Annotated in this window: 21 protein-coding genes; 13 read left to right on the forward strand and 8 right to left on the reverse strand. The window is 62.7% G+C overall.

Annotated features, from left to right (window positions below; all coding sequences use genetic code 11):
* The first annotated feature begins 53 nt into the window (after positions 1 to 53).
* From KI237_RS28605 to KI237_RS28625, 5 genes are all read left to right on the forward strand, one after another.
* Entirely contained in the window at positions 54 to 1,484 is a 1,431-nt protein-coding gene (locus KI237_RS28605) for a coniferyl aldehyde dehydrogenase (protein ID WP_212798003.1), read from the forward strand.
* 27 nt (positions 1,485 to 1,511) lie between these two features.
* Positions 1,512 to 2,057: a twin-arginine translocation pathway signal protein gene (locus KI237_RS28610; RefSeq protein ID WP_212798004.1), complete on the forward strand. Its 546-nt coding sequence runs from the start codon at positions 1,512 to 1,514 to the stop codon at positions 2,055 to 2,057.
* Positions 2,058 to 2,204: 147 nt separating this feature from the next.
* Positions 2,205 to 3,800, forward strand: a complete 1,596-nt coding sequence (locus tag KI237_RS28615; protein ID WP_212798005.1) for a GMC family oxidoreductase — start codon at positions 2,205 to 2,207, stop codon at positions 3,798 to 3,800.
* Between the two features lie 115 nt (positions 3,801 to 3,915).
* Complete coding sequence (coaD, locus tag KI237_RS28620; protein ID WP_003177462.1) at positions 3,916 to 4,395, forward strand: pantetheine-phosphate adenylyltransferase; 480 nt, start codon at positions 3,916 to 3,918, stop codon at positions 4,393 to 4,395.
* A gap of 138 nt (positions 4,396 to 4,533) precedes the next feature.
* Positions 4,534 to 4,785, forward strand: coding sequence for a YfhL family 4Fe-4S dicluster ferredoxin (locus KI237_RS28625; RefSeq protein ID WP_003206534.1), 252 nt, complete (start codon positions 4,534 to 4,536; stop codon positions 4,783 to 4,785).
* Positions 4,786 to 4,951: 166 nt separating this feature from the next.
* On the opposite strand, the gene KI237_RS28630 is transcribed toward KI237_RS28625, so the two are convergent.
* The 3 genes from KI237_RS28630 to KI237_RS28640 are packed head-to-tail and all read right to left on the reverse strand — an operon-like array spanning position 4,952 to position 6,986.
* Positions 4,952 to 5,272, reverse strand: coding sequence for a multidrug transporter (locus KI237_RS28630; protein WP_212798006.1), 321 nt, complete (start codon positions 5,270 to 5,272; stop codon positions 4,952 to 4,954).
* Positions 5,273 to 5,327: 55 nt separating this feature from the next.
* The gene (gene mutM, locus KI237_RS28635) at positions 5,328 to 6,140 is read right to left on the reverse strand and encodes a bifunctional DNA-formamidopyrimidine glycosylase/DNA-(apurinic or apyrimidinic site) lyase (protein ID WP_003206537.1); all 813 of its coding nucleotides are present in this window, start codon (positions 6,138 to 6,140) and stop codon (positions 5,328 to 5,330) included.
* Between the two features lie 30 nt (positions 6,141 to 6,170).
* Positions 6,171 to 6,986, reverse strand: a complete 816-nt coding sequence (locus KI237_RS28640; RefSeq protein ID WP_212800710.1) for an HDOD domain-containing protein — start codon at positions 6,984 to 6,986, stop codon at positions 6,171 to 6,173.
* A gap of 191 nt (positions 6,987 to 7,177) precedes the next feature.
* Between KI237_RS28640 and KI237_RS28645 the strand changes: the two genes are divergently transcribed.
* The 3 genes from KI237_RS28645 to ilvD all read left to right on the forward strand — a co-directional run bounded on the left by KI237_RS28645 (position 7,178) and on the right by ilvD (position 11,929).
* Positions 7,178 to 8,374 (forward strand): class I SAM-dependent rRNA methyltransferase, encoded by a 1,197-nt coding sequence (locus tag KI237_RS28645; protein WP_003206543.1) that lies wholly within the window; start codon positions 7,178 to 7,180, stop codon positions 8,372 to 8,374.
* Positions 8,375 to 8,623: 249 nt separating this feature from the next.
* Positions 8,624 to 9,829, forward strand: coding sequence for an MFS transporter (locus KI237_RS28650; protein ID WP_212798007.1), 1,206 nt, complete (start codon positions 8,624 to 8,626; stop codon positions 9,827 to 9,829).
* Positions 9,830 to 10,087: 258 nt separating this feature from the next.
* On the forward strand, positions 10,088 to 11,929 hold the full coding sequence (gene ilvD, locus KI237_RS28655; protein WP_212798008.1) for a dihydroxy-acid dehydratase: 1,842 nt from the start codon (positions 10,088 to 10,090) through the stop codon (positions 11,927 to 11,929).
* 210 nt (positions 11,930 to 12,139) lie between these two features.
* Here ilvD and KI237_RS28660 read toward each other — a convergent pair whose 3' ends face one another.
* A complete protein-coding gene (locus KI237_RS28660) occupies positions 12,140 to 13,195 on the reverse strand; it encodes an HAD family hydrolase (RefSeq protein WP_212798009.1) in 1,056 nt (351 codons plus the stop codon).
* Positions 13,196 to 13,438: 243 nt separating this feature from the next.
* On the opposite strand from KI237_RS28660, the gene KI237_RS28665 reads away from it, so the two are divergent.
* Positions 13,439 to 14,830, forward strand: a complete 1,392-nt coding sequence (locus KI237_RS28665) for an L-cystine transporter (RefSeq protein ID WP_212798010.1) — start codon at positions 13,439 to 13,441, stop codon at positions 14,828 to 14,830.
* A gap of 106 nt (positions 14,831 to 14,936) precedes the next feature.
* On the opposite strand, the gene KI237_RS28670 is transcribed toward KI237_RS28665, so the two are convergent.
* Positions 14,937 to 15,449 carry a dihydrofolate reductase gene (locus KI237_RS28670; RefSeq protein WP_212798011.1) on the reverse strand — a complete coding sequence of 171 codons (513 nt, stop codon included), beginning with the start codon at positions 15,447 to 15,449 and terminating at the stop codon, positions 14,937 to 14,939.
* A gap of 86 nt (positions 15,450 to 15,535) precedes the next feature.
* Here KI237_RS28670 and KI237_RS28675 point away from each other — a divergent pair, with 86 nt between their 5' ends.
* Positions 15,536 to 16,903, forward strand: a complete 1,368-nt coding sequence (locus KI237_RS28675) for a DUF2868 domain-containing protein (protein ID WP_212798012.1) — start codon at positions 15,536 to 15,538, stop codon at positions 16,901 to 16,903.
* Complete coding sequence (locus KI237_RS28680) at positions 16,896 to 18,269, forward strand: GTPase/DUF3482 domain-containing protein (RefSeq protein ID WP_212798013.1); 1,374 nt, start codon at positions 16,896 to 16,898, stop codon at positions 18,267 to 18,269. The genes KI237_RS28675 and KI237_RS28680 overlap by 8 nt, the downstream gene beginning before the upstream one ends.
* 145 nt (positions 18,270 to 18,414) lie before the next feature.
* Here the strand turns inward: KI237_RS28680 and KI237_RS28685 are convergent, their stop codons facing one another.
* Both KI237_RS28685 and KI237_RS28690 read right to left on the reverse strand, forming a co-directional pair.
* Entirely contained in the window at positions 18,415 to 18,906 is a 492-nt protein-coding gene (locus KI237_RS28685) for a 2-thiouracil desulfurase family protein (RefSeq protein ID WP_212798014.1), read from the reverse strand.
* 2 nt (positions 18,907 to 18,908) lie between these two features.
* A complete protein-coding gene (locus tag KI237_RS28690) occupies positions 18,909 to 19,541 on the reverse strand; it encodes a 2OG-Fe(II) oxygenase (protein WP_212798015.1) in 633 nt (210 codons plus the stop codon).
* 153 nt (positions 19,542 to 19,694) lie between these two features.
* On the opposite strand from KI237_RS28690, the gene KI237_RS28695 reads away from it, so the two are divergent.
* Entirely contained in the window at positions 19,695 to 20,438 is a 744-nt protein-coding gene (locus KI237_RS28695; protein WP_212798016.1) for a DUF2059 domain-containing protein, read from the forward strand.
* Between the two features lie 100 nt (positions 20,439 to 20,538).
* Here KI237_RS28695 and bipL read toward each other — a convergent pair whose 3' ends face one another.
* Positions 20,539 to 21,486 carry a phospholipase BipL gene (gene bipL / locus KI237_RS28700; RefSeq protein ID WP_212798017.1) on the reverse strand — a complete coding sequence of 316 codons (948 nt, stop codon included), beginning with the start codon at positions 21,484 to 21,486 and terminating at the stop codon, positions 20,539 to 20,541.
* A 108-nt stretch (positions 21,487 to 21,594) separates the two neighbouring features.
* Between bipL and KI237_RS28705 the strand changes: the two genes are divergently transcribed.
* Positions 21,595 to 22,170 (forward strand): DUF6436 domain-containing protein, encoded by a 576-nt coding sequence (locus KI237_RS28705; protein WP_212798018.1) that lies wholly within the window; start codon positions 21,595 to 21,597, stop codon positions 22,168 to 22,170.
* The last annotated feature ends 42 nt before the right edge of the window (positions 22,171 to 22,212 follow it).

Consider the following 22,212-nt stretch of genomic DNA (forward strand, 5'->3'; position numbering starts at 1 on the left):
TTAGAGTACAAGCTCTAGAAAACAGCCACTCTAATAATATTCGGTGCCTGACGATGCCTGCCGACGTTGCCTACCTGCACGAGTCTCAACAACAACTGGACGAGCTGCGGTCGCTCTTCGATGCCCAGCGCCAGGCCTACGCCGCCCATCCAATGCCTCCGGCCGAACAGCGCCGGCAATGGCTCAAGGCACTGCGCGAGGTATTGAGCAACGAACGACAAGCCTTGATCGACGCCATCAGCCAGGATTTCAGCCACCGCAGCGCCGACGAAACACTGCTGGCCGAGTTGATGCCGAGCCTGCACGGCATCCATTATGCCAGCCGCCATCTCCAGGGCTGGATGAAACCCTCCCGGCGCAAGGTAGGCATGGCCTTTCAACCGGCATCAGCCAAAGTGATCTATCAGCCGTTGGGCGTGGTCGGCGTCATCGTGCCGTGGAACTACCCGCTATTCCTGGCCATTGGACCGCTGACGGGAGCGCTGGCGGCGGGCAACCGGGTGATGCTCAAGCTCAGCGAATCGACACCGGCGACCGGCTTGCTGCTAAAGCAGTTGCTGGCCCGGGTCTTCCCCCAGGACCTGGTCTGCGTGGTGCTTGGCGAGGCGGAAATCGGCATGGCGTTCTCCAAGCTGCCCTTCGATCACCTGCTGTTCACCGGCGCCACCAGCATCGGCAAGCATGTCATGCGGGCCGCCGCCGAAAACCTGACCCCGGTCACCCTCGAGCTGGGAGGAAAGTCGCCGGCCATCGTGTCGACCGATGTGCCGCTCAAGGACGCCGCCGAACGCATCGCTTTCGGCAAGACCCTGAATGCCGGGCAAACCTGTGTCGCCCCGGACTACGTGCTGGTGCCGCAGAACCGCGTCGGCGAGTTCGTTGAGGCCTATCGCGAGGCGGTTCGCGGGTTTTATCCGACCCTGGCGGACAACCCGGACTACACCGCAATCATCAACGAACGACAGCTGGCGCGGCTCAACGGCTACATCAGCGACGCCACCAGCAAGGGCGCGCTGCTGATCGAACTGTTCGACCAGGGCCAGGACCGTCGCATGGCCCACAGCCTGCTGCTCAACGTCAGCGATGAAATGACCGTCATGCAGGACGAAATTTTCGGTCCGCTGCTGCCCATCGTGCCCTATGACAATCTGGACCAGGCGTTTGCCTACATCAATCAGCGACCCCGCCCGCTGGCGCTCTACTACTTCGGCTACAACAAGGCCGAACAGCATCGGGTGCTCCACGAAACCCATTCAGGCGGTGTCTGCCTGAACGACACGCTGTTGCATGTTGCCCAGGATGACATGCCGTTCGGCGGCATTGGCCCCTCGGGAATGGGGCATTACCACGGGCATGAGGGTTTCCTGACCTTCAGCAAGGCCAAGGGCGTGCTGACCAAGCAGCGCTTCAACGCGGCGAAGCTGATTTATCCGCCCTACGGCAAACCTTTGCAGAAACTGATTCAGAAGCTGTTTGTCCGCTGACGCGCCTCTTCCCGGGTAATCACAATAATGAACCCAAGCCCCACCGATGCACCCGCGCTGTCACGGCGCGGCCTGCTGACGTTCAGCCTCGGGGCCAGCGCCTTCCTGGCCACCGTCGGCCTGGGCGCCAGCCTGAGCGGTTGTTCGCCAAGCCAACCGGCCAATGGCCTGGCGGCCTTGCGCGACAGCGACCTGCCATTCTTACGCAGCGTCATTCCCGTGATGCTGGATGGCGCAGTGGCCGTCGGACAGATGACCGCCGCCACTGACGCGACCCTGCGAAGCCTGGACAGCAGCCTGGCCCACCTGTCCCCTGCCATGCTCAAGCTCACGCGCCAGCTGTTCGACGTGCTCACGCTGGGCATTACCCGCGGGCCGCTGACCGGGGTCTGGGGCCCGTGGGAAAACGCCAGCGCCGATGACATCCGCCAGTTTCTCCGGCGGTGGGAAAACAGTTCTCTGGACCTGCTGCGACAAGGCCACAGCTCGTTGCTGCAACTGGTGATGATGGCCTGGTACAACCGACCCGAGGCCTGGGCGCATTGCGGGTATCCAGGGCCGCCAGCCGTTTGAAGCCAGCCTTAAACCCAGTGGGAGCGAGCTTGCTCGCGATAGCGTCACATCAGCAATCTATCCATTGGCTGACACACGGCTATCGCGAGCAAGCTCGCTCCCCCAAGGGGACTATCACAACCTCATAACAACAAGAGAACCCTGAACATGCCCGTACCCGATCCCTTCCACGAAGGCCTGGCCCGTGGCTGGACCACCTACAACGGCGCGCGGCTGACCCAGGACCTGACCCTGGAAGCGGACGTGGCCATCGTCGGCAGCGGTGCTGGCGGCGGCACCACGGCAGAAATCCTCAGTGCTGCCGGCTACCGGGTGCTGCTGATCGAGGAAGGTCCGCTCAAGACCAGTCATGACTTCACGCTGCTCGAAGACCAGGCCTACAGCAGCCTGTATCAGGAAGGCCTCGGGCGCATGAGCAAGGACGGCGCCATCACCATTCTCCAGGGCCGGGCCGTCGGTGGCACGACGCTGATCAATTGGACTTCCAGCTTCCGCACGCCCGACCAGACCCTCGACCACTGGGCCGCCGAGCACAACGTCAAGGGCCACGGCCGCGCTGAAATGGCGCCCTGGTTTACGCAGATGGAACAACGCCTGGGCGTGGCGCCGTGGCTGATTGCGCCCAATGCCAACAACGACGTGATCCGCAAAGGCTGTGAACAATTGGGCTACGCCTGGCACGTCATCCCACGCAACGTACGCGGCTGCTGGAACCTGGGCTATTGCGGCATGGGCTGCCCGACCAACGCCAAGCAGTCGATGCTGGTCACCACCATCCCGGCCACGCTGGACAAGGGCGGCGCGCTGCTTTACCTGGCGCGAGCCGAGCGTCTGACGATCAAAAACGATGCCGTCATCGGCCTGGAGTGCCAGGCCATGGATGAACGCTGCGTAGCACCGACCGGGCGGCGCATCACCGTCAAGGCGCGGCATTATGTGCTGGCGGGCGGCGGCATCAATAGTCCCGGATTGCTGCTGCGCTCCGATGCGCCAGACCCGCATGAACGCGTGGGCAAGCGCACCTTCCTGCACTTGGTGAACATGTCCGCCGGGCAATTCGACGAGGTCATCAACCCGTTCTACGGCGCGCCGCAATCGATTTATTCCGATCATTTCCAATGGCAGGACGGAACCACCGGCAAAATGTCCTACAAGCTTGAAGTCCCGCCCTTGCACCCGGCCCTGGCCACCACGCTATTGGGCGGGTTCGGCCCCGAGAACGCTTTGCACATGTCCCGACTGCCCCATACCCACGCCATGCTAGCGCTGTTGCGCGACGGTTTTCATCCGGACAGCCCTGGCGGCAGCGTCGAGTTGCGCAGCGACGGCACGCCCGTGCTCGATTATCCCGTTACGCCGTATGCCTGGGATGGCTTGCGTCGGGCCTTCCACAGCATGGCCGAGATCCAGTTTGCCGGCGGCGCCCAGGCAGTCATGCCTTTGCACAGCGATGCCCGCTACGTAAAGACCCTGGCCGAAGCCCGCACACTGATCGACGGGCTCGACCTGGCTTTGTATCGCACACGCCTGGGCAGCGCCCACGTAATGGGCGGTTGCGCCATGGGTGAAGACCCGAAAACCGCGGTCACCGACAGCCTTGGCCGCCATCACCAACTGGGCAACCTGTCGATCCATGACGGCTCGTTGTTCCCCACCAGTATCGGCGCCAACCCGCAATTATCGGTGTACGGGCTGACCGCGCAATTGGCGACGGCCCTGGCCGAGCGCCTGAAAAATCCATGAATAGCCGAATTATTCGCACCGTCTATAGTGCTTTCTTACGCAACAGCCGACTTGGCCGACCGAGAAGGCTGCGATACCATCCGACTCCCCAACGGACTCCCGCCAGGACGACGCGATGAACCGAGTGTTGTACCCAGGTACCTTCGACCCTATTACCAAGGGCCATGGCGATCTGGTCGAACGCGCCGCGCGCCTGTTCGACCATGTGATCATTGCCGTCGCCGCCAGCCCGAAGAAAAACCCGCTGTTCCCGCTGGAGCAACGTGTGGAGCTGGCCCGCGAGGTCACCAAGCACCTGCCCAACGTGGAAGTGGTCGGCTTCTCGACGCTTTTGGCGCACTTTGCCAAGGAAAAGAACGCTAACGTGTTCCTGCGCGGCCTGCGTGCGGTCTCGGACTTCGAGTACGAGTTCCAGCTGGCCAACATGAACCGCCAGCTGGCACCGGACGTCGAGAGCCTGTTCCTGACGCCGTCGGAGCGTTACTCCTTCATTTCCTCGACGCTGGTGCGGGAAATCGCGGCGTTGGGTGGAGATATCACCAAGTTCGTCCACCCGGCCGTGGCCGATGCGCTGACCCTGCGCTTCAAGAAATAACCCGCGGGCTGCGACCCGCTTCGCAGCCTGCGCACAGCGCAGTCCATCGCGCCCGCGTGCACTGCGCTCGCCAATGCGGCACAATTGCGCCCATACGTTTTTCATATGCCCGGGCCCAACGCCCCGGCAGGAGCCCGCATGTCCCTGATCATCACCGACGACTGCATCAATTGCGACGTCTGCGAACCCGAATGCCCGAACGAGGCCATTTCCCAAGGCGAAGAGATCTACGTCATCGACCCGAACTTGTGCACCCAGTGCGTCGGCCATTACGACGAACCCCAGTGCCAGCAGGTCTGCCCGGTGGATTGCATCCCTCTGGACGAGGCTCATCCGGAAACTGAAGAACAGTTGATGGCGAAGTATCGCAAGATTACTGGCAAGGCTTGAGCCAAGTCGTTTTGTAGTGTTTTTGCCGGCCCTATCGCGAGCAGGCTCGCTCCCACAGGAATTCGCTGTGCTCACCACATTTGTGTCTTGAGCAAAACGCTTGTGGGAGCGAGCCGGCTCGCGATAGGGCCATCAGACCACGCCAAAAACACACATGCTTGACGCCTCACTCCTGCCGTTCAAACCCCTCCCCGATACACCCCAGGCACCGCACGAACGTGGCCTTCGCCGGGTCCACCACCAGCGCCTTGCCCGCATCGCCGACCCCACCGCCAAGCGCGGTAAAGGGCAACGACACCACGAATGCCCCGGTGCCAATCACCGTGGCCGCCAGCAGCAACGGACGAGCGATCAGCAAGTCGCCGAGCATGGCGAAGGCCGGCGGGTTCTGGATGGTGTAGCGCGGGTCGCCGCTGCCGTCGCTTGCCAGAGCAGGCAAACCGACACTCAGCAGCAGCGCTAGTGCGAAAGGTCGAAACAGTTTCATCGGGCGATCCTTCGGCTAAATCAGTATGACTACTGACTATAGACCGTAGGACAAATCAGCTCTGACAGCGTGGACACCAGACACTGGCGCGCTGACCCAGGCGGATTTCCCTCAGCCCCGTGCCACAGACTTTGCACAGTTCCCCGCCCCGGCCGTAGACGAACAGCTCCTGCTGGAAATAGCCGGGCTGGCCGTCCCCGCCGATAAAGTCCCGCAACGTCGTGCCACCGCGCTCGATGGCATGGGCGAGGATGCGCTTGATCTCGATCGCCAGCTTCAAGTAACGCGCCCGGGAAATGCCTCCGGCGGCCCGGCGCGGGTCGATCCCGGCGGCGAACAGCGCCTCGGTCGCGTAGATATTGCCCACGCCCACCACCACCGCGTTGTCCATGATGAATGGCTTGACCGCCATGGACCGCCCCCGCGAGAGCTGGAACAGCCGCTCACCATCGAACAGGTCGGTCAACGGCTCGGGGCCAAGGCGAATCAACAGTTCATGATTGAACGGGTCGAGGCTCCAGAGCATCGCGCCAAAGCGTCGCGGGTCGGTGTAGCGCAAGGCCAGGCCGGACTCCAGCTCGATATCCACGTGCTCGTGCTTGGCCGCAGGCATGCCGACCTCCACCAAGCGCAGGTTGCCGGACATGCCCAGGTGGCTGATCAACGTGCCGACCTCGGCATTGATCAACAGGTACTTGGCCCGCCGTTCCACCTGCACGATGCGCTGGCCCGAAAGTCGCACGTCGAGATCTTCCGGGATCGGCCAGCGCAGGCGGCGATCACGCACCACCACGCGGCTGACCCGCTGGCCTTCAAGATGGGGCGCGATGCCGCGACGGGTGGTTTCGACTTCCGGCAGTTCTGGCATGAGGTTCTCGAGTCAGGCGAAGCCGCGCACTCAACGAGAGGCGAGGTCGCGAATTTCCTGTTTCTGGGTCTGGAAGTCGTATTCCGACAAACCGATGTAATCGAGCACCAGGCTGCCGACGCCATTCCATTCATGGTCTTCGGCCTGATTGCCGAGCACCCGGTGGGACGCACAGATGTTCTCGGACATCTTCAGGATCGCCAGCAGGTTTTTCAGTTGGCTGTTGTTGCGTGAAGACTCGTCGCTGAAGATCGCCAGGGCATTGTGGTGGTTGGCGATGGCCTGGCTGACGTGATCCGGCAGGCGCCAGGACTTGGAGGTGTAGTAACCGACCACCGCATGGTTGGTGTTGAACACGCGGTTCTCGGTGTCCACCACCCGGCACTCGGCGCTGGCACTGGCGTAGGCCTCCTCCAGCACGCTCATGTAGTTGGGAAACTGCTTGAGCATCAACGGCACGCCGCAATCGTGGAACAAGCCCATCGCATAGGCTTCGTCGCCATTCTCCAGGCCGACGCGCTTGGCCAGGGTCAGGCAGGTCATCGCCACGTCCTGGGCGGTATCCCAGAAGCGGTTCAGGGTGACGATGGCGTCATCGTGCAACTCGCCCTTGATCGACTGCGCATTGATCAGGTTGATGATCGAACGACTGCCCAGCAGGTTCACCGCGCGCTGGATCGAGGTGATCTTGTTGCGCAGGCCGTAATACGGCGAGTTGACGATCTTGAGCAAGGCCCCCGAGAGGCCCGGGTCCTGGGAGATCAACTTGGCGATGGTCTCCAGGTCCGGGTCGGGCATGTACTGTTCCATCTGCAGATCCACCATGATCTGCGGCTGGGGCGGCACACTGATCCCTTGCAGGGACTGTTGGATCTGTTCGGCGGAAAGTTCTTGGGACATGAGTACACACTCCGGGTCAGGCGGGGATTCTAACCCTTAAAGATGGATCCGATACACCGCTGGGCCATCGATCGTCCTTCAAGCACGCCAATCATTGCAACACGGTATACTCCCGCTCTTTTTTCCGGAGCGACGTCATGTCCCTGCCTAGCCTGCGCCTCAAAGCCAACGCCGACCGTCGCCTGCGCGCCGGCCACCTGTGGGTCTACAGTAACGAAATCGATGTAGCCGCCACCCCGCTGCACGGCTTCAAGGCCGGCGACCAGGCCATCCTCGAAGCCGCCGGCGGCAAGCCGCTGGGCATCGTTGCGATGAGCCCCAACAACCTGATCTGCGCCCGGCTGCTGTCCCGTGACGTGAAGCTGCCGCTGGACAAGTCCCTGCTGGTGCATCGCCTCAACGTGGCGTTGTCCCTGCGCGAGCGGCTGTTCGACAAGCCGTTCTATCGCCTGGTCTATGGTGACTCCGACCTGTTGCCAGGCCTGGTGGTCGACCGTTTCGGCGACATTCTCGTGGTGCAGATCGCCTCGGCCACCATGGAAGCCCACAAGGACGACGTGATCGCCGCCCTGACCCAGGTGCTCAAGCCCAGCGGCATCCTGTTCAAGAACGACTCCGCGGCCCGCGACGCCGAAGGCCTTAACCGTTACGTCGAGACCGTGTTCGGCCTGGTGCCGGAATGGGTCGCCCTGGAAGAGAACGGCGTGAAGTTCGAAGCGCCGGTCATGGAAGGCCAGAAAACCGGCTGGTTCTACGACCACCGCATGAACCGCGCGCGCCTGGCTCCGTATGCCAAGGGCAAGCGTGTACTGGACCTGTTCAGCTACATCGGCGGCTGGGGCGTGCAAGCCGCGGCGTTTGGCGCCAGTGAAGTGTTCTGCGTCGATGCCTCGGCCTTCGCCCTCGACGGTGTCGAGCGCAACGCCGCGCTGAACGGCTTCGCCGAGAAGCTGACCTGCATCGAAGGCGACGTGTTCGAAGCCCTGAAGGAGCTCAAGGCCAGCGAAGAGCGTTTCGACGTGATCGTGGCCGACCCACCCGCTTTCATCAAGCGCAAGAAAGACCTGAAAAACGGTGAAGGCGCCTATCGCCGTCTCAATGAGCAAGCCATGCGCCTGCTCAGCAAGGACGGCATCCTGGTCAGTGCGTCGTGCTCGATGCACCTGCCCGAAGACGACTTGCAAAACATCCTGCTGACCAGCGCTCGCCACCTGGACCGCAACATTCAATTGCTCGAACGCGGCGGACAGGGGCCAGACCATCCGGTACACCCGGCCATTGCCGAAACCCGCTACATCAAGAGCATTACCTGCCGGTTGTTGCCCAACAGCTGAGTCTCCGACGGGGGCATGGCCACGGCTCTGTCCCGTCCGTCAATAGTGACCGACATCCTGATCGCAGCCTTGGCTGCGATTTTTTTTGCGCGCCTGTCGAGCTTGGACATGAAAGTTAACGAATAGCAAAAGCCTGTAGGAGACCCCTCACGTCATTACCAGAGCCTTCCTACTCAATCTCCCCGTATCGGGTGGGGATTACGCATTAGGATTGAAAGGTGCCATTCAGGTACACCCTGGGACTCGTCGATGATTGATCCGCAAAATCGCCTGGTTAACCGAAAGCCTGCCACCATTGGCTTATTGATGACGCTGACGTTGCTCGGCGTCTTTCCTATCGATGTCGTGCTGCCGTCCTTTCCTGCCCTTTCCGTGCAATTCGAACGCCCGTCGTCAGACATCGCCCTGTCGGTCAGCCTGTTCGCAGTGGGCATCGCCCTTTCCCAACTGTTCGTCGGCCCGCTCTCCGATGCCATGGGGCGAAAGAACCTGCTGCTGATCGGGATCAGCGTTTGCGCCGTCGGGGCAGCAGGTTGCTTGCTCGCCGACGGCTATGGGTCCTTTCTGTTTTTCCGTGTCGTCCAGGCCTTGGGGTGCGGTTCTTTCGTACTGTCCCAGGCATTGATCCAGGACCTGTTCACGGGCAGGGAACAGCAGCGACTGCGTATTTTCCTCGTCACCTGCGGCGGCATTTTCATTTCCGTTTCCCCCCTGGCCGGCACTGGCCTACAAAGCTGGATGGGCTGGCGCGGCAGTTTCCTGGTGTTCGTTGCCCTGGCAGTCGGTGTGTTTGTGGGCGTGGGCCTTTTACTCAAGCCTTCTCCGGTGGGTCACCCACGCCGGCGCCTGGACTTCATTGCGTCCTATCGAAAGGTCTGCGGTGACTTCAGCTTCATGGCCTATTGGCTGACATCGGCATTGGCCTTTTCCTGCCATTTTTCGTTTATCGTCATTTCACCGCTGGTGCTCATCGATCAGTTGCGACTCTCGCCCGAGGCCTTTTCGTGGACACTGCTGGGCTACGGGCTGGCGTATATCGGCGGCGGCGCGGTGGCGACCGTGCTGAGCAATCGAATCGACCCACAGACGCAAATCATCACAGGCCTGGGCCTGATCCTGGCGGCGGGTGTCTTGATGCTTGGGCTCTCCAGCCAATTGGGATTGTCGGTCACCACCCTGCTGCTGCCCATGATCGTGTGCACCGCCGGAACGACCATTGCCCGGGCGGCGGCCCATACCCTGGCAATGAATAGATTCCCGGAGCAAGCCGGCACGTCCGCCTCGGCCGGCAGTGTGCTGATCTTCATCGTCGGCGGGCTGAGCAGTGCAACCATCAGCCTTACCCCGCTGGATATGCAGATCACGCTGGCCCTGTGCCTGACGTTACTCAGCCTCCTGGGGCTGGGGCTCAATACCCTGGTCCGGCACCGTGACAACGGGTTGTTGGTCGGCTGAACCCTGCCAGTCGTCATCCCAAGGGCGACATTGGTCTGCGATCAGCGCTTTGCGTCATTTCATCCTGGCGCCAGCGGTGTAGAATCGCGACATTCATCGCCATTCATCCCCGGCGGGTTTATGAGCTCATGCTGAGGCGCGCAGTGATCCTGCAAAGTCATCGGCCACTTCCGGACACTCGGCCAATCCCCGGTGTTCCAGAACGTCAACAGAAGCTCACTTCCCCTTTGATATCTGATTAGCCGCCCGGAGTGCTCCATGCCTGATTACCGCTCGAAAACATCCACCCATGGCCGCAACATGGCCGGCGCCCGTGCCTTGTGGCGCGCCACGGGGATGAAGGATGACGACTTCAAGAAGCCGATCATCGCCATTGCCAACTCCTTCACCCAGTTCGTACCGGGCCACGTTCACCTCAAGGATCTGGGCCAACTGGTCGCCCGGGAAATCGAGCGCGCTGGCGGCGTGGCGAAGGAATTCAACACCATCGCCGTGGACGACGGCATCGCCATGGGCCACGACGGCATGCTCTATTCGCTGCCGAGCCGCGAGATCATCGCCGACTCCGTCGAATACATGGTCAACGCCCATTGCGCCGACGCCATCGTGTGCATTTCCAACTGCGACAAGATCACCCCAGGCATGCTGATGGCCGCCCTGCGCCTGAACATCCCGGTGATTTTCGTGTCCGGCGGCCCGATGGAAGCCGGCAAGACCAAGCTCGCCAGCCACGGCCTCGACCTGGTGGACGCCATGGTCATCGCCGCCGACTCCAGCGCGTCCGACGAGAAGGTCGCCGAGTACGAGCGTAGCGCCTGCCCGACCTGTGGTTCGTGCTCCGGCATGTTCACCGCCAACTCGATGAACTGCCTGGTCGAAGCCCTGGGGCTCGCATTGCCCGGCAACGGTTCGACCCTGGCCACCCACAGCGACCGCGAACAGCTGTTCCTGCAGGCCGGCCGGACCATCGTCGAGCTGTGCAAGCGCTACTACGGTGAGAACGACGAATCGGTGTTGCCGCGCAACATCGCCAACTTCAAGGCGTTCGAAAACGCCATGACCCTGGACATCGCCATGGGCGGTTCCACCAATACCATCCTGCACTTGCTCGCGGCCGCCCAGGAAGCCGAGATCGATTTCGACCTGCGCGACATCGACCGCCTGTCCCGTCATGTGCCACAACTGTGCAAGGTCGCGCCGAACATCCAGAAGTACCACATGGAAGATGTGCACCGTGCCGGCGGGATCTTCAGCATCCTCGGCTCCCTGGCCCGTGGCGGCCTGTTGCACACCGACCTGCCAACCGTGCACAGCAAGAGCATGACCGAGGCCATCGCCAAGTGGGACATCACCCAGACCACCGACGAGGCCGTGCATCACTTCTTCAAGGCCGGCCCGGCAGGCATTCCGACGCAAACCGCGTTCAGCCAGTCGACGCGCTGGGAAACCCTGGACGACGACCGTGAAAACGGCTGCATCCGCAGTGTCGAGCACGCCTACTCCCAGGAAGGCGGCCTGGCCGTGCTGTACGGCAACATCGCCCTGGATGGCTGCGTGGTGAAGACCGCCGGCGTCGACGAGTCGATCCATGTGTTCGAAGGCAACGCGAAGATTTTCGAAAGCCAGGACAGTGCCGTACGCGGCATCCTCGCTGACGAAGTGAAGGCCGGCGACATCGTGATCATTCGCTACGAAGGTCCGAAAGGCGGCCCGGGCATGCAGGAAATGCTCTACCCAACCTCTTACCTGAAGTCCAAGGGCCTGGGCAAAGCCTGTGCCTTGCTGACCGACGGCCGGTTCTCTGGCGGCACCTCGGGCCTGTCCATCGGCCACGCCTCGCCGGAAGCTGCGGCGGGCGGCGCCATCGGCCTGGTGCGGGACGGTGACAAGGTGCTGATTGATATTCCGAACCGCTCGATCAACCTGTTGGTCAGCGACGAAGAACTGGCCGGGCGCCGCATCGAGCAAGACAACAAGGGCTGGAAGCCGGTGGAAGTGCGCCCACGCAAAGTCACCACCGCGCTCAAGGCCTATGCCCTGCTCGCCACCAGCGCCGACAAGGGCGCAGTGCGTAACAAGGCGATGCTCGACGGCCTGTAAGCGTTCTTAGCCACCATAAAAATGCCCCGCCAAGTGCGGGGCATTTTTTTGGATCAACGACATCCCTCGCCACGGGTTCATCCATTTTCGAGTCCCTGATACTCCTGTAGGAGCGAGCTTGCTCGCGATGAGGGCGTCACATTCAGCATCACTGCTGACGGATACGCCACCATCGCGAGCAAGCTCGCTCCCACAGGAGGTCGAGGGGTCTTATTGAATGTCTTCGGGCTTGACGATCACCCAGTTCTTGTCCGCCGTCACCGGCAATCCTTCCTTGGCCTGGGCGGCGGCGTGCTTGGCCATCATGCCGTTAATCTGGGTCATGTATTTGTCCTTGCGGTTGACCCACAGGTGAATGCCCCCCTTGGCCACGTCCACATCGTGGAACAGCATGTAGCCGTCACTGCTCGGCGTGTCGCCGCCCACCAGTACCGGTTTTTTCCATTCGTCGATGTAGGTCAGGATCGCCGCGTGCTTACCGGCCATCCAGGTCGCCGGGGTCCACAGGTAGGGCGTGTACTCCAGGTCGAGGTTGGCTTTCTCGTCATATTTACCGGCGGTGATTTGCTTGCGGGCGGTGGTCAGTTCGCCACTCTTGCGGTCCTTGAGCAACGTGGTCACGCCGATCACGTTCTGCGGCTTGAGGTTGTAGCCATACTTCGGATCGGAGGCGACCATGCGCACCAGCTCTTCGGAAGCGGCGGTCATGACATAGACCTCGATGCCATTTTCCATCAGCTTGTTGTACAGCTCGGCCTGGCCGGTGAAGATTTTCGGCGGGTTGACGTTGTACTGGACCACCTTGTCGCCGTCGTAATATGTGGTGGGTACCGGCTTGCCGGACGCCATCAACTCATCCACATACCCTTTGAGCTCCTTGAGGGTAAAGCCGGAAAACACCTGGGCCACCCACGGGTAGCAGACCATGTCATCGACTTCGCACAGGCGGTAGTAGTAGCTGAACAGGCTTTCCTTGTGGTCGGCCGTATCCTTGAACGGCATCAGCTTCAAGGACGGGTCCAGGGTTTCCCGGGTGATGAGCCCCTTGTTCTCCATGAACGGCAGCAACGACTCTTCCAGATCGTAGCGGTAACTGGTGTTGTCCATGTCGAACACCGCGTAGTTACCCTTGTTGGCGTTGGCCGCGATCATCGCTTCCAGGGCCTTGGCCTGTTCCGCCGGCCAGTGTTTGAGATCAGTGGCGAGTGCCTGGCCGGCGAGACCAAGACTCAAGGCAACAGCGAGAAAACGAGGTACGAGCTTCATCGGCATTTCTCCCAGGGTCAAAGAACTCGACGCTAACAAATGCTTGTGACAGTCCTCGCCTGCCCGCGACCGCTTGCGTCTTGATAGCGCCAGCGACATGTCCGTAAACGTCGTTGCCTTATTCCATAAACGACAATCTACATGCGTTTTTAGTATTAATTCATTAGTTATCAGCCTGTTAGGCTCCCCGGTTCGCAGTCGCGGCTTCAGGCGACTGGCACCTGCCTTATCGGAGCTTTTTTGATGAATCTGCCGCTGATCCTCAATCTTCTGGTATTCCTCGCCCTGCTGTTCGGCCTGGCACAAACCCGTCAACGCACCTGGAGCCTGGCCAGGAAAGTGCTGTTGGCACTGGTGCTGGGCGTGGTGTTCGGTCTCGCCCTGCACACGATTTACGGCGCCGGCAACCCGGTGCTCAAGGCCTCGATCGGTTGGTTCGACCTGGTGGGCAACGGCTACGTACAGTTGCTGCAAATGATCGTGATCCCGCTGGTCTTTGCCTCGATCCTCAGCGCCGTGGCCCGCCTGCATAACGCCTCGTCCCTGGGCAAGATCAGCTTCCTGACCATCGGTACGCTGCTGTTCACCACCGCCATCGCCGCGCTGATCGGCATTGGCTTGACCAACCTGTTCGGCCTCACCGCCGAAGGCCTGGTGGCCGGCACCCAGGAACTGGCGCGCCTGCAAGTGATCCAGAACGACTACGCCGGCAAGGTCGCTGACCTGAACATCCCGCAATTACTGCTTTCGTTCATCCCACAGAACCCCTTTGCCGACCTGGCCCGGGCCAAGCCGACCTCGATCATCAGCGTGGTGATTTTCGCCGCGTTCCTCGGGGTCGCGGCGTTGCAGTTGCTCAAGGACGACGTGGAGAAAGGCCAGAAAGTGATCAACGCCATCGACACCCTGCAAAGCTGGGTGACACGCTTGGTGCGCCTGGTGATGAAGTTGACGCCTTACGGTGTACTGGCGCTGATGACCAAGGTGGTGGCCGGCTCCAACCTGCAGGACATCATCAAGCTCGGCAGTTTCGTGGTGGTGTCGTACCTGGGGCTGGGCCTGATGTTCGTGGTTCATGGCCTGCTGGTGTCCGCTGCCGGGATCAACCCGTTGCGCTTTTTCCGCAAGATCTGGCCGGTGCTGACCTTCGCCTTCACCAGCCGCTCCAGCGCGGCCACCATCCCGTTGAGCATTGAAGCCCAGACCAGCCGCCTCGGCATCCCACGGGCGATTGCCAGCTTCAGCGCCTCGTTCGGCGCCACCATCGGCCAGAACGGTTGTGCCGGCCTTTATCCGGCCATGCTGGCGGTGATGGTCGCGCCGACCGTGGGCATCAACCCGCTGGATCCGGTGTGGATCGCGACGCTGGTGGCGATCGTGACGTTGAGTTCGGCCGGGGTGGCCGGGGTCGGTGGTGGCGCGACGTTCGCCGCGTTGATCGTGCTGCCGGCCATGGGCTTGCCGGTCTCGCTGGTTGCCTTGCTGATTTCCGTCGAACCGCTGATCGACATGGGCCGTACGGCGTTGAACGTCAGTGGTTCGATCACCGCCGGGGCGATTACCAGCCAGGTGATGCAGCAGACTGACAAGGCGTTGCTCGATGCCGAGGAGCATGGGGAGTTGGTGCACGCTTGATCGCCTGATACCTGTGGGAGCAAAGCTTGCTCGCGAAGAACGATGATGCGGTCCGACTGAAGCACCGCGTCGTCTGAATCGCGAGCAAGCTTTACTCCCACATGGCTTACAGTTTTTCCCACACCTCAAAGCTGTAGGCCGGCTTGTCCCCTTCGGCCGGATTCGGCTGGTTCGAGACCAGCGTCCACTGGCTCGCATCAAATGCCGGGAACCACGCATCCCCTTCCGGGCTCAGCGCCACGCGGGTCAGGTACAGTCGATCCGCTTGCTCCAGGGCCTGGGCGTACAATTGGGCGCCGCCAATCAACATCAACTCGTCGACGCCCTGCTCCAATGCCCACGCCTCGGCCCGCGCCACCGCAGCCTCCAGGGTGGAAAACACTTCTGCGCCTTCTAGCACCAGGCCAGGCTGACGGCTGACCACGATGTTCAGCCGCCCCGGCAGCGGCCGACCGAGGGAATCCCAGGTCTTGCGCCCCATGATGATCGGCTTGCCCAGGGTGGTGGCCTTGAAGTATTTGAAATCCCCCGGCAAGTGCCAGGGCATGCTGTTGTCGATGCCGATCACACGGTTTTCACCGAGGGCTGCGATCAGGCTTAAAGGGAGAGTTTTGTTCATGGCCGCGAGGATACCAGAGGCTCGGCGTACCCCGACAGGCATCACAGCGGTTATGCTCAACCCTCATTCGAGCAACGGAAACACTCGTGACAGTACTGCAGAACCTCTGGTTGACCGAGACGATACGCCTGCGTGAAGAACACGCCGGCCCGCTCCAAGACCAGGAAGCCAATCGCCTGGCCCGTGCGGCCGGCGGCGACTTATCCACTCGCATCCACCACCGCGCCCGCTGGCTGGCCGAGCGCGATGGCCTCACCGAGGCCCTGCGCCATTGGCTGCAAGGGGCGCGCCTGGCGCTGCTCGCATTGGCGCTGCTCGCCGTCATCAGCGGCGCCGGCCTCGGCTTTGCCGCCCTCGGCGACGGACAAACACCGGTCAACGTGTTCTGGGCCTTGGGCAGCCTTTTAGGACTGAACCTGATCCTGCTCCTCTCTTGGGCCCTGGGCCTGATCTTCGCTGGCGAGCAAGGTGCCGCGCTGGGACGCCTGTGGCTGTGGCTCAGCGAAAAACTCGCCCGCGACGCCAAGGCCGCCCAACTGGCACCGGCCCTGCTGCTGTTGCTGCAACGGCACAAGCTCAATCGCTGGGCCCTCGGCGTGTTGGTCAATGGCCTGTGGCTGCTGGCGATGCTCAGCGCGCTGGTGATCGTACTGATGTTGATGGCGACCCGGCGCTACGGCTTCGTCTGGGAAACCACGATTCTCGGTAGCGAAACCTTCGTCGCCATGACCCAAGCCCTCGGCGCGCTGCCCGCCTTGCTGGGTTTCAGCGTGCCAACGGTGGAAATGATCCGCGCCAGCGGCGACACCGCGCTGAACATCGAGAGCGCCCGTCAGGCCTGGGCCGCCTGGCTGGTCGGCGTGCTGCTGGTCTATGGCCTGTTGCCGCGCCTGGGCCTGGCACTGCTGTGCCTGTGGCGCTGGCGGCGCGGCCGCACCACCCTGCGCCTGGACTTGAACCTGCCGGGCTACGCCCAATTGCGTGAACGGCTGATGCCCAGCAGCGAGCGACTGGGCGTCAACGATGCCGCCCCCGCGCAATTGCATCCCATCGAACATGCCGTCAGTGCCATGAACAGCGACGGTGCGCTGCTGGTGGCAATCGAGTTGGACGATCGACCCTGGCCGCCCCAACTGCCCGAAACCGTGAAAAGCGCCGGCATTCTCGACAGCCGCGAGTCGCGCCACAAACTCCTCGAACAGCTGTCGCGCTTTGCGCCAGCACGACTGGCCATTGCCTGCGACCCACGCCGTTCACCGGACCGCGGCAGCCTGGCGCTGATCGCCGAGCTGGCCCGCAGCGCCAGCGCCACCCGCGTCTGGTTGTTGCAGGCACCGCCCGGCGAAGCGCTGGACGCCGAGCGCTTGGGCGACTGGCACACCGCACTGCAACAGTTGCAGTTGCCCTTCGCCGACTGCATGCCCTTGAACTGGCTGGAGACCGGCCATGACTGAACCCATGAAGCCGCTGAAGCTGGCCGTGGTCGGCCACACCAATGTGGGCAAGACCTCGCTGCTGCGTACCTTGACCCGCGACGTCGGCTTCGGCGAAGTGTCCCATCGCCCGAGCACCACCCGGCATGTCGAGGGTGCACGCTTGTCGGTGGATGGCGAAGCGCTGCTGGAGCTGTATGACACGCCAGGCCTGGAGGACGCCATCGCCCTGCTCGATTACCTCGAACGCCTGGAACGCCCGGGTGAACGCCTGGACGGTCCGGCGCGCCTGGCACGCTTCCTCGAGGGCAGCGAGGCGCGCCAACGCTTCGAACAGGAAGCCAAGGTGCTGCGGCAACTGCTCGCCAGCGACGCCGGGCTTTATGTGATCGATGCCCGGGAGCCGGTGCTGGCCAAGTACCGGGATGAATTGGAAGTCCTCGCCAGTTGTGGCAAGCCGCTGCTACCGGTGTTGAATTTCGTCAGCAGCGCCCACCATCGCGAGCCTGACTGGCGCGAAGCCCTGGCGCGATTGGGGCTGCACGCCCTGGTACGTTTTGACAGCGTGGCGCCGCCCGAGGACGGCGAGCGACGCCTGTATGAGAGCCTCGCGCTGTTGCTGGAAAGCGCCCGTGGGCAACTGGAACGCCTGGTCACCGACCAACAGGCCCAACGCCTGGCCCGCCAGCAGAGCGCGGCGCGTTTGATCGCCGAACTGCTGATCGACTGCGCCGCCTGCCGACGCAGCGTCGCCAGCAACGCCGAACAGGAACGCGAGGCCATCAGTGAGCTGCGCAGCGCAGTGCGTCAACGCGAGCAACGCTGCGTCGAGGCCTTGCTCAAGCTTTACGCTTTCCGGCCTCAGGACGCCGCCGCCAGCGATCTGCCGCTGCTCGACGGGCGTTGGGGCGATGACCTGTTCAACCCCGAGACCCTCAAGCAACTGGGCGTGCGCGTCGGTGGTGGGATCGCGGCGGGCGCAGCGGCCGGGGCCGGCGTCGATTTGCTGGTGGGCGGCCTGACCCTTGGCGCCGCCGCCCTGGCCGGGGCCATCGTCGGTGGCACCCTGCAAACCGCCCGCAGTTATGGCAACCGGCTGATGGGCAAGCTCAAGGGGCAGCGGGAATTGACGGTGGACGACAACGTGCTGCGCCTGTTGGCCCTGCGCCAACGCCAACTGCTGCAAGCCCTCAACCAGCGTGGCCATGCGGCGATGGACAGCATCCGCATCGCCACGCCCCAGGACAAGACCTGGCGCGAGGGCAAGCTGCCCGAAGCCTTGAACAAGGCGCGGGCGCATCCGCAATGGTCATCCCTGAATACTCAACCGCGATTGAGCCAGGCAGAACGCCAGGAGCAGATCGAGCAATTGGCCGAGCAGCTATAAACCCAGTAGCCAGGGATTTTTGTGGGCGCAAGGCTTGCCCGCGATGCAATCGATGCGGCTTTCCAGAGACCGAGGCGCCTGTATCGCGGGCAAGCCTTGCTCCCACAGAGTGTTCCTTGCCGCAGAAAACTGCGCGGCTCAAAGGTTATTCGTTGATCAAGGCCTTGAGGGCCGCCGCCGCTTCAGGCAACTCCAGCTCACTGAACACCTTCACGCCATGGCGCTTGAGCAACGCCGCTGTCACGCCTTCGCCGCTGACCTTCACCCCGCTGAACGTGCCGTCATAAGTCAGCACGTTACCGCACGACGGGCTGTTGGCCTTGAGCACGGCGATGCGGATGCCGTGTTCACGCACCCGTTCCAGCGCTTGATAGGCGCCTGACAAAAACTGTGTACTCACATCCTCGCCGTCGGTGGTGATCACCAGTGCCTGGCCGTCGAGCACTTGCCCGCCCTGCCCGCCAGGAATCTCCGCCGCCGCCCGGGGCGTAGGCAAGCCGCCGGCGACTTCCGGGCACAGCGGCACGATCCGGCCTTCGTCGAGCCACTGCTGAAGTTGATCGAACGGCCCGCTGGCACCGCCGTCGTAACGCACGCGATGCCCGAGCAGGCAGCGACTGACCAGGATCTTTTCCATCGTCAGAACAACTCGTTGCCGCGACGGCGGAACCAACCGGTCAAGGACAGGCGATCGCGCGTGGCCGGCAGCACTTCATGAGGAATGTCCCCCGACAGGAATACCACCAGGCAACCGCCAATGGGCACCACGTCCTGTTCCAGGCTTTCGTCCAGGTACATGCGCAACTGGCCGCCGTGTTCCGGCAACCAGTCGTCATTGAGGTAGAGCACAGCCGAGACCATGCGTCGGTCGTCATCGCGGAAGCGGTCGACGTGCCTGAGGTAGAACGCACCGGGTGGGTAGAGGGCAAAGTGACTTTCGAAGTCTTCCAGGCCCAGGAACAACCCGCGATTCATCGCCTCGCGCAGGCTGTCCATCAGCGCCAGATAATGGTCGCAGGCTTGCGCCTGGCCCGGTTCGATCCACTGGATGTGATCACCTCGGATCCCTTCGCGGATCTCCGAAAACGGCCCGCGCCCGACCGCTGCCGGGGCCAGTTCGCCCTCGGCGGCACGCTGGCGGCATTCGGCCGCCAACGCGCGGGTCAGCGCATCCGGCAGGAAGAGGTTCTGCTGCGACCAGCCGCGCTCGGCCAGGTCGTCGACGATACGTAACAGCAGCGGGTGATCAGAAGGTATTTGCATGGCGCGCATAGTATGCCTGTGCCTGCAAAACCGACAGCGCCACGCAGCGGGTTCGCGGCGTCAGTTCGCGGCGTCAAATTGCACCGCCGTACGAACTCGATACGAATTCTCGACAAGACCCCACACCCCACGGAGAATAGTCGGCTGCTGACAGGAGTCCCTATGCGCCGTTTGCTTTTCTCACTGTTGATGTTCTGCGTTTTGCCCGCCTGGGCAGACAGCTACGACCAGTTGTACAAGGTCGCCGGCTGGCCGGAACAGCGGGCGCATTTCAATGACGCCTTGAGCGCTGCCCAGCAGCGCTATCAGAGCAGCCTGCCGCCGGCGGTGTTCCAGGCCCTGGTGAACAACAGCAATCAACGTTTCGCCCCCCAGGCCATGGACCAGCGGGCCGAGACGCAAATGCGCAAGAATCTGCGTGACCCGAACCCGGCCCTGAGCTTTTTCCAGTCGCCCCTGGGCCGCAAGGTCGTGGCGGCCGAGTTGCTGGCGACCCGGCGTGATCAATTGGCGAAAAACGCCAAGGGCCTGCCGAAGATGCCAGCCAGCGACAACCGCCTGTTGATCATCGGCCACCTGGCCCAGGCCTTGCCTGCCCGCGAGGCCGGCGCCGAAGTCAGCCTGGCAATCGCCGGCGTGGCGGCCGACAGCCTGAGTTCGATGATTCCGGGGCTCTTGGGCGCCGGCCAGGCCCAGGGCATGCTCAACGGCCAGCGCCAGCGACTGATGGAGCAGATCGGCGCGGACCTGAACAACACGCTGCTCTACGTCTACCGTGACCTGAGCGATACCGAGCTGGAAGAGTTCGCCACCTTCGCCGAATCAGCCGAGGGCCAGGCGTACTATCAAGCCGCGCTGGCGGCGATCCGGGCGGGGTTGGCGGTGGGGCAGAATCTGGGGCAGTAGTTCAGCGCCGCCATCGCGAGCAAGCTCGCTCCCACAGAGGTTGTGTGATTGACGCAAATCCATTGTGGCAGCGAGCTTGCTCGCGGTGGCTATTTCAACGTCACCGCCGCAACCGGCTCATCCGCTTGGTCAAGAACCCAAACATCTCCTGCCGCATCGCCAGCGCCTCATTCGCCAAATGATGACGCCCCTCGGGCAGCATCAACACCTGCGGCCGGTCGAACTTGCTGCGCAGCACTTGCAGGTTGTGCGCCCAATCCACCGTCATATCCGCCTGCCCCTGTACGATCAACGGTTGGCGCGGGCTGCTCGGGGCGGCTTCGATACGCTTGATCCATTGCCCCAACGCGCCCACCCAGGCGGTGGGCAGGCGCAGTGGTTGCAGCGGGTCGGCTTGCAGGAACGGCAGGAACTGCGGGTCGGTGGAGTTTTCGCTGAAACGCCGGGCGATACCGGTCACGAAAGGCTTGAGCAGGTAATAACTCAGGCGCGACCAGCCCCAGGCCCGCGGTCGCACCAGGGGCGACAGCAGGATGACCTGGCCCTGGGCCGGGCTCTGCGCGCCCTGGTTGAGCAGGTGATCGACGACGATGGCTGCGCCGGTGCTTTGTCCGCACAGATGCCAGGGTTGCGGCAGGTCCAGCGTCGCGGCCTCGGCCAACAGGCCCTGCAAGGTGGCCTGATACTCGGCGAAATCCTTGATGCTGGCGCGTTCGCCACTGGACAGACCGTGGCCCGGCAGGTCACAGGCAATCACTGCGAACTTCTGCTCCAGGGCCCACTCGATCAAGTGGCGGTACAGCCCCATGTGATCGTAGTAGCCGTGGAACACAAACAAGGTTGCCACGGCCTTTTCCGGCCACCAGACCTGGCCGACCAACTCATACCCACCCACCTCGAAACGCCCCAATCCCTTGCGCACGCTGCGCTGGGGAAAGTCCAGGCCATAGAACCGCTGGTAGGCCTGGGCTTGCTCGGACAGGGCTTGCCACTGGGCCAGCGGCTGCAGGCTTGCACGCAGGAGATCGGGGTCGAAAGTGGCAGGCATCAAGATTTCCAGGCATGGGCGCATCGCGCGAAACAGACTTTGTAGGCCTGCGATATTCATCTGTCGCGGCAGGCATGGCAAGCTACGCGACTTCAGAGGATCGACTCCATGCGCCCGTCCCACCGCACGACCTTGCTCGCCAGCCTGCTCGCCCTCGGATGCGCCGTCGTATTGTGGATGGCCTATGACTGGTTCCAAGGCCGTTTCCTGCGGGCTTTCAGCCAACACACCGCGGTGTTTTCCGGCGACCCGCTGCGCCTGCCTGCCGATCTGGCCGGCCCCGGCGCAATACGCCTGGTGCATTTCTGGGACCCGGCGTGCCCGTGCAATGTCGGCAACCAGCAACACCTTGCCGAGCTGGTCGATAAGTATGCACCGCAAGGCGTCGAGTTTTATGCGGTACAGAAAGCCGGCAGCCAAGGTCATCTGCCGGCCACGTTAAGCCACTTGAAAAACCTCCCGACGCTCCCGGGTTCAAGCCAGATTCCTGCAAGCCCGGCCGTGGCGATCTGGGATCGCAGCGGCAAACTGGCGTACTTCGGCCCCTACAGCGAAGGCCTGACCTGCAACTCGAACAACAGCTTCATCGAGCCGATTCTCGAGGCATTGAGTGTCGGCCGGGAAGTTGGTGCGACTCACACGTTGGCGGTGGGCTGTTATTGCCCATGGTCGGTTTCAAACTGACGAATTAACTACAACACGTATTGCCCCCCCCTCTTGGGCGGC

It is taken from the genome of Pseudomonas sp. St316, assembly GCF_018325905.1.
Lineage (GTDB): Bacteria > Pseudomonadota > Gammaproteobacteria > Pseudomonadales > Pseudomonadaceae > Aquipseudomonas.

What these genes read in the sequence shown, in the direction of transcription:
- KI237_RS28605 (WP_212798003.1), top strand. Translation starts at nt 54, where the DNA reads ATGCCTGCCGACGTTGCCTACCTGCACGAGTCTCAACAACAACTGGAC.
- KI237_RS28610 (WP_212798004.1), top strand. Translation starts at nt 1,512, where the DNA reads ATGAACCCAAGCCCCACCGATGCACCCGCGCTGTCACGGCGCGGCCTG.
- KI237_RS28615 (WP_212798005.1), top strand. Translation starts at nt 2,205, where the DNA reads ATGCCCGTACCCGATCCCTTCCACGAAGGCCTGGCCCGTGGCTGGACC.
- coaD (WP_003177462.1), top strand. Translation starts at nt 3,916, where the DNA reads ATGAACCGAGTGTTGTACCCAGGTACCTTCGACCCTATTACCAAGGGC.
- KI237_RS28625 (WP_003206534.1), top strand. Translation starts at nt 4,534, where the DNA reads ATGTCCCTGATCATCACCGACGACTGCATCAATTGCGACGTCTGCGAA.
- KI237_RS28630 (WP_212798006.1), bottom strand. Translation starts at nt 5,272, where the DNA reads ATGAAACTGTTTCGACCTTTCGCACTAGCGCTGCTGCTGAGTGTCGGT.
- mutM (WP_003206537.1), bottom strand. Translation starts at nt 6,140, where the DNA reads ATGCCAGAACTGCCGGAAGTCGAAACCACCCGTCGCGGCATCGCGCCC.
- KI237_RS28645 (WP_003206543.1), top strand. Translation starts at nt 7,178, where the DNA reads ATGTCCCTGCCTAGCCTGCGCCTCAAAGCCAACGCCGACCGTCGCCTG.
- KI237_RS28650 (WP_212798007.1), top strand. Translation starts at nt 8,624, where the DNA reads ATGATTGATCCGCAAAATCGCCTGGTTAACCGAAAGCCTGCCACCATT.
- ilvD (WP_212798008.1), top strand. Translation starts at nt 10,088, where the DNA reads ATGCCTGATTACCGCTCGAAAACATCCACCCATGGCCGCAACATGGCC.
- KI237_RS28660 (WP_212798009.1), bottom strand. Translation starts at nt 13,195, where the DNA reads ATGAAGCTCGTACCTCGTTTTCTCGCTGTTGCCTTGAGTCTTGGTCTC.
- KI237_RS28665 (WP_212798010.1), top strand. Translation starts at nt 13,439, where the DNA reads ATGAATCTGCCGCTGATCCTCAATCTTCTGGTATTCCTCGCCCTGCTG.
- KI237_RS28670 (WP_212798011.1), bottom strand. Translation starts at nt 15,449, where the DNA reads ATGAACAAAACTCTCCCTTTAAGCCTGATCGCAGCCCTCGGTGAAAAC.
- KI237_RS28680 (WP_212798013.1), top strand. Translation starts at nt 16,896, where the DNA reads ATGACTGAACCCATGAAGCCGCTGAAGCTGGCCGTGGTCGGCCACACC.
- KI237_RS28685 (WP_212798014.1), bottom strand. Translation starts at nt 18,906, where the DNA reads ATGGAAAAGATCCTGGTCAGTCGCTGCCTGCTCGGGCATCGCGTGCGT.
- KI237_RS28690 (WP_212798015.1), bottom strand. Translation starts at nt 19,541, where the DNA reads ATGCGCGCCATGCAAATACCTTCTGATCACCCGCTGCTGTTACGTATC.
- KI237_RS28695 (WP_212798016.1), top strand. Translation starts at nt 19,695, where the DNA reads ATGCGCCGTTTGCTTTTCTCACTGTTGATGTTCTGCGTTTTGCCCGCC.
- bipL (WP_212798017.1), bottom strand. Translation starts at nt 21,486, where the DNA reads ATGCCTGCCACTTTCGACCCCGATCTCCTGCGTGCAAGCCTGCAGCCG.
- KI237_RS28705 (WP_212798018.1), top strand. Translation starts at nt 21,595, where the DNA reads ATGCGCCCGTCCCACCGCACGACCTTGCTCGCCAGCCTGCTCGCCCTC.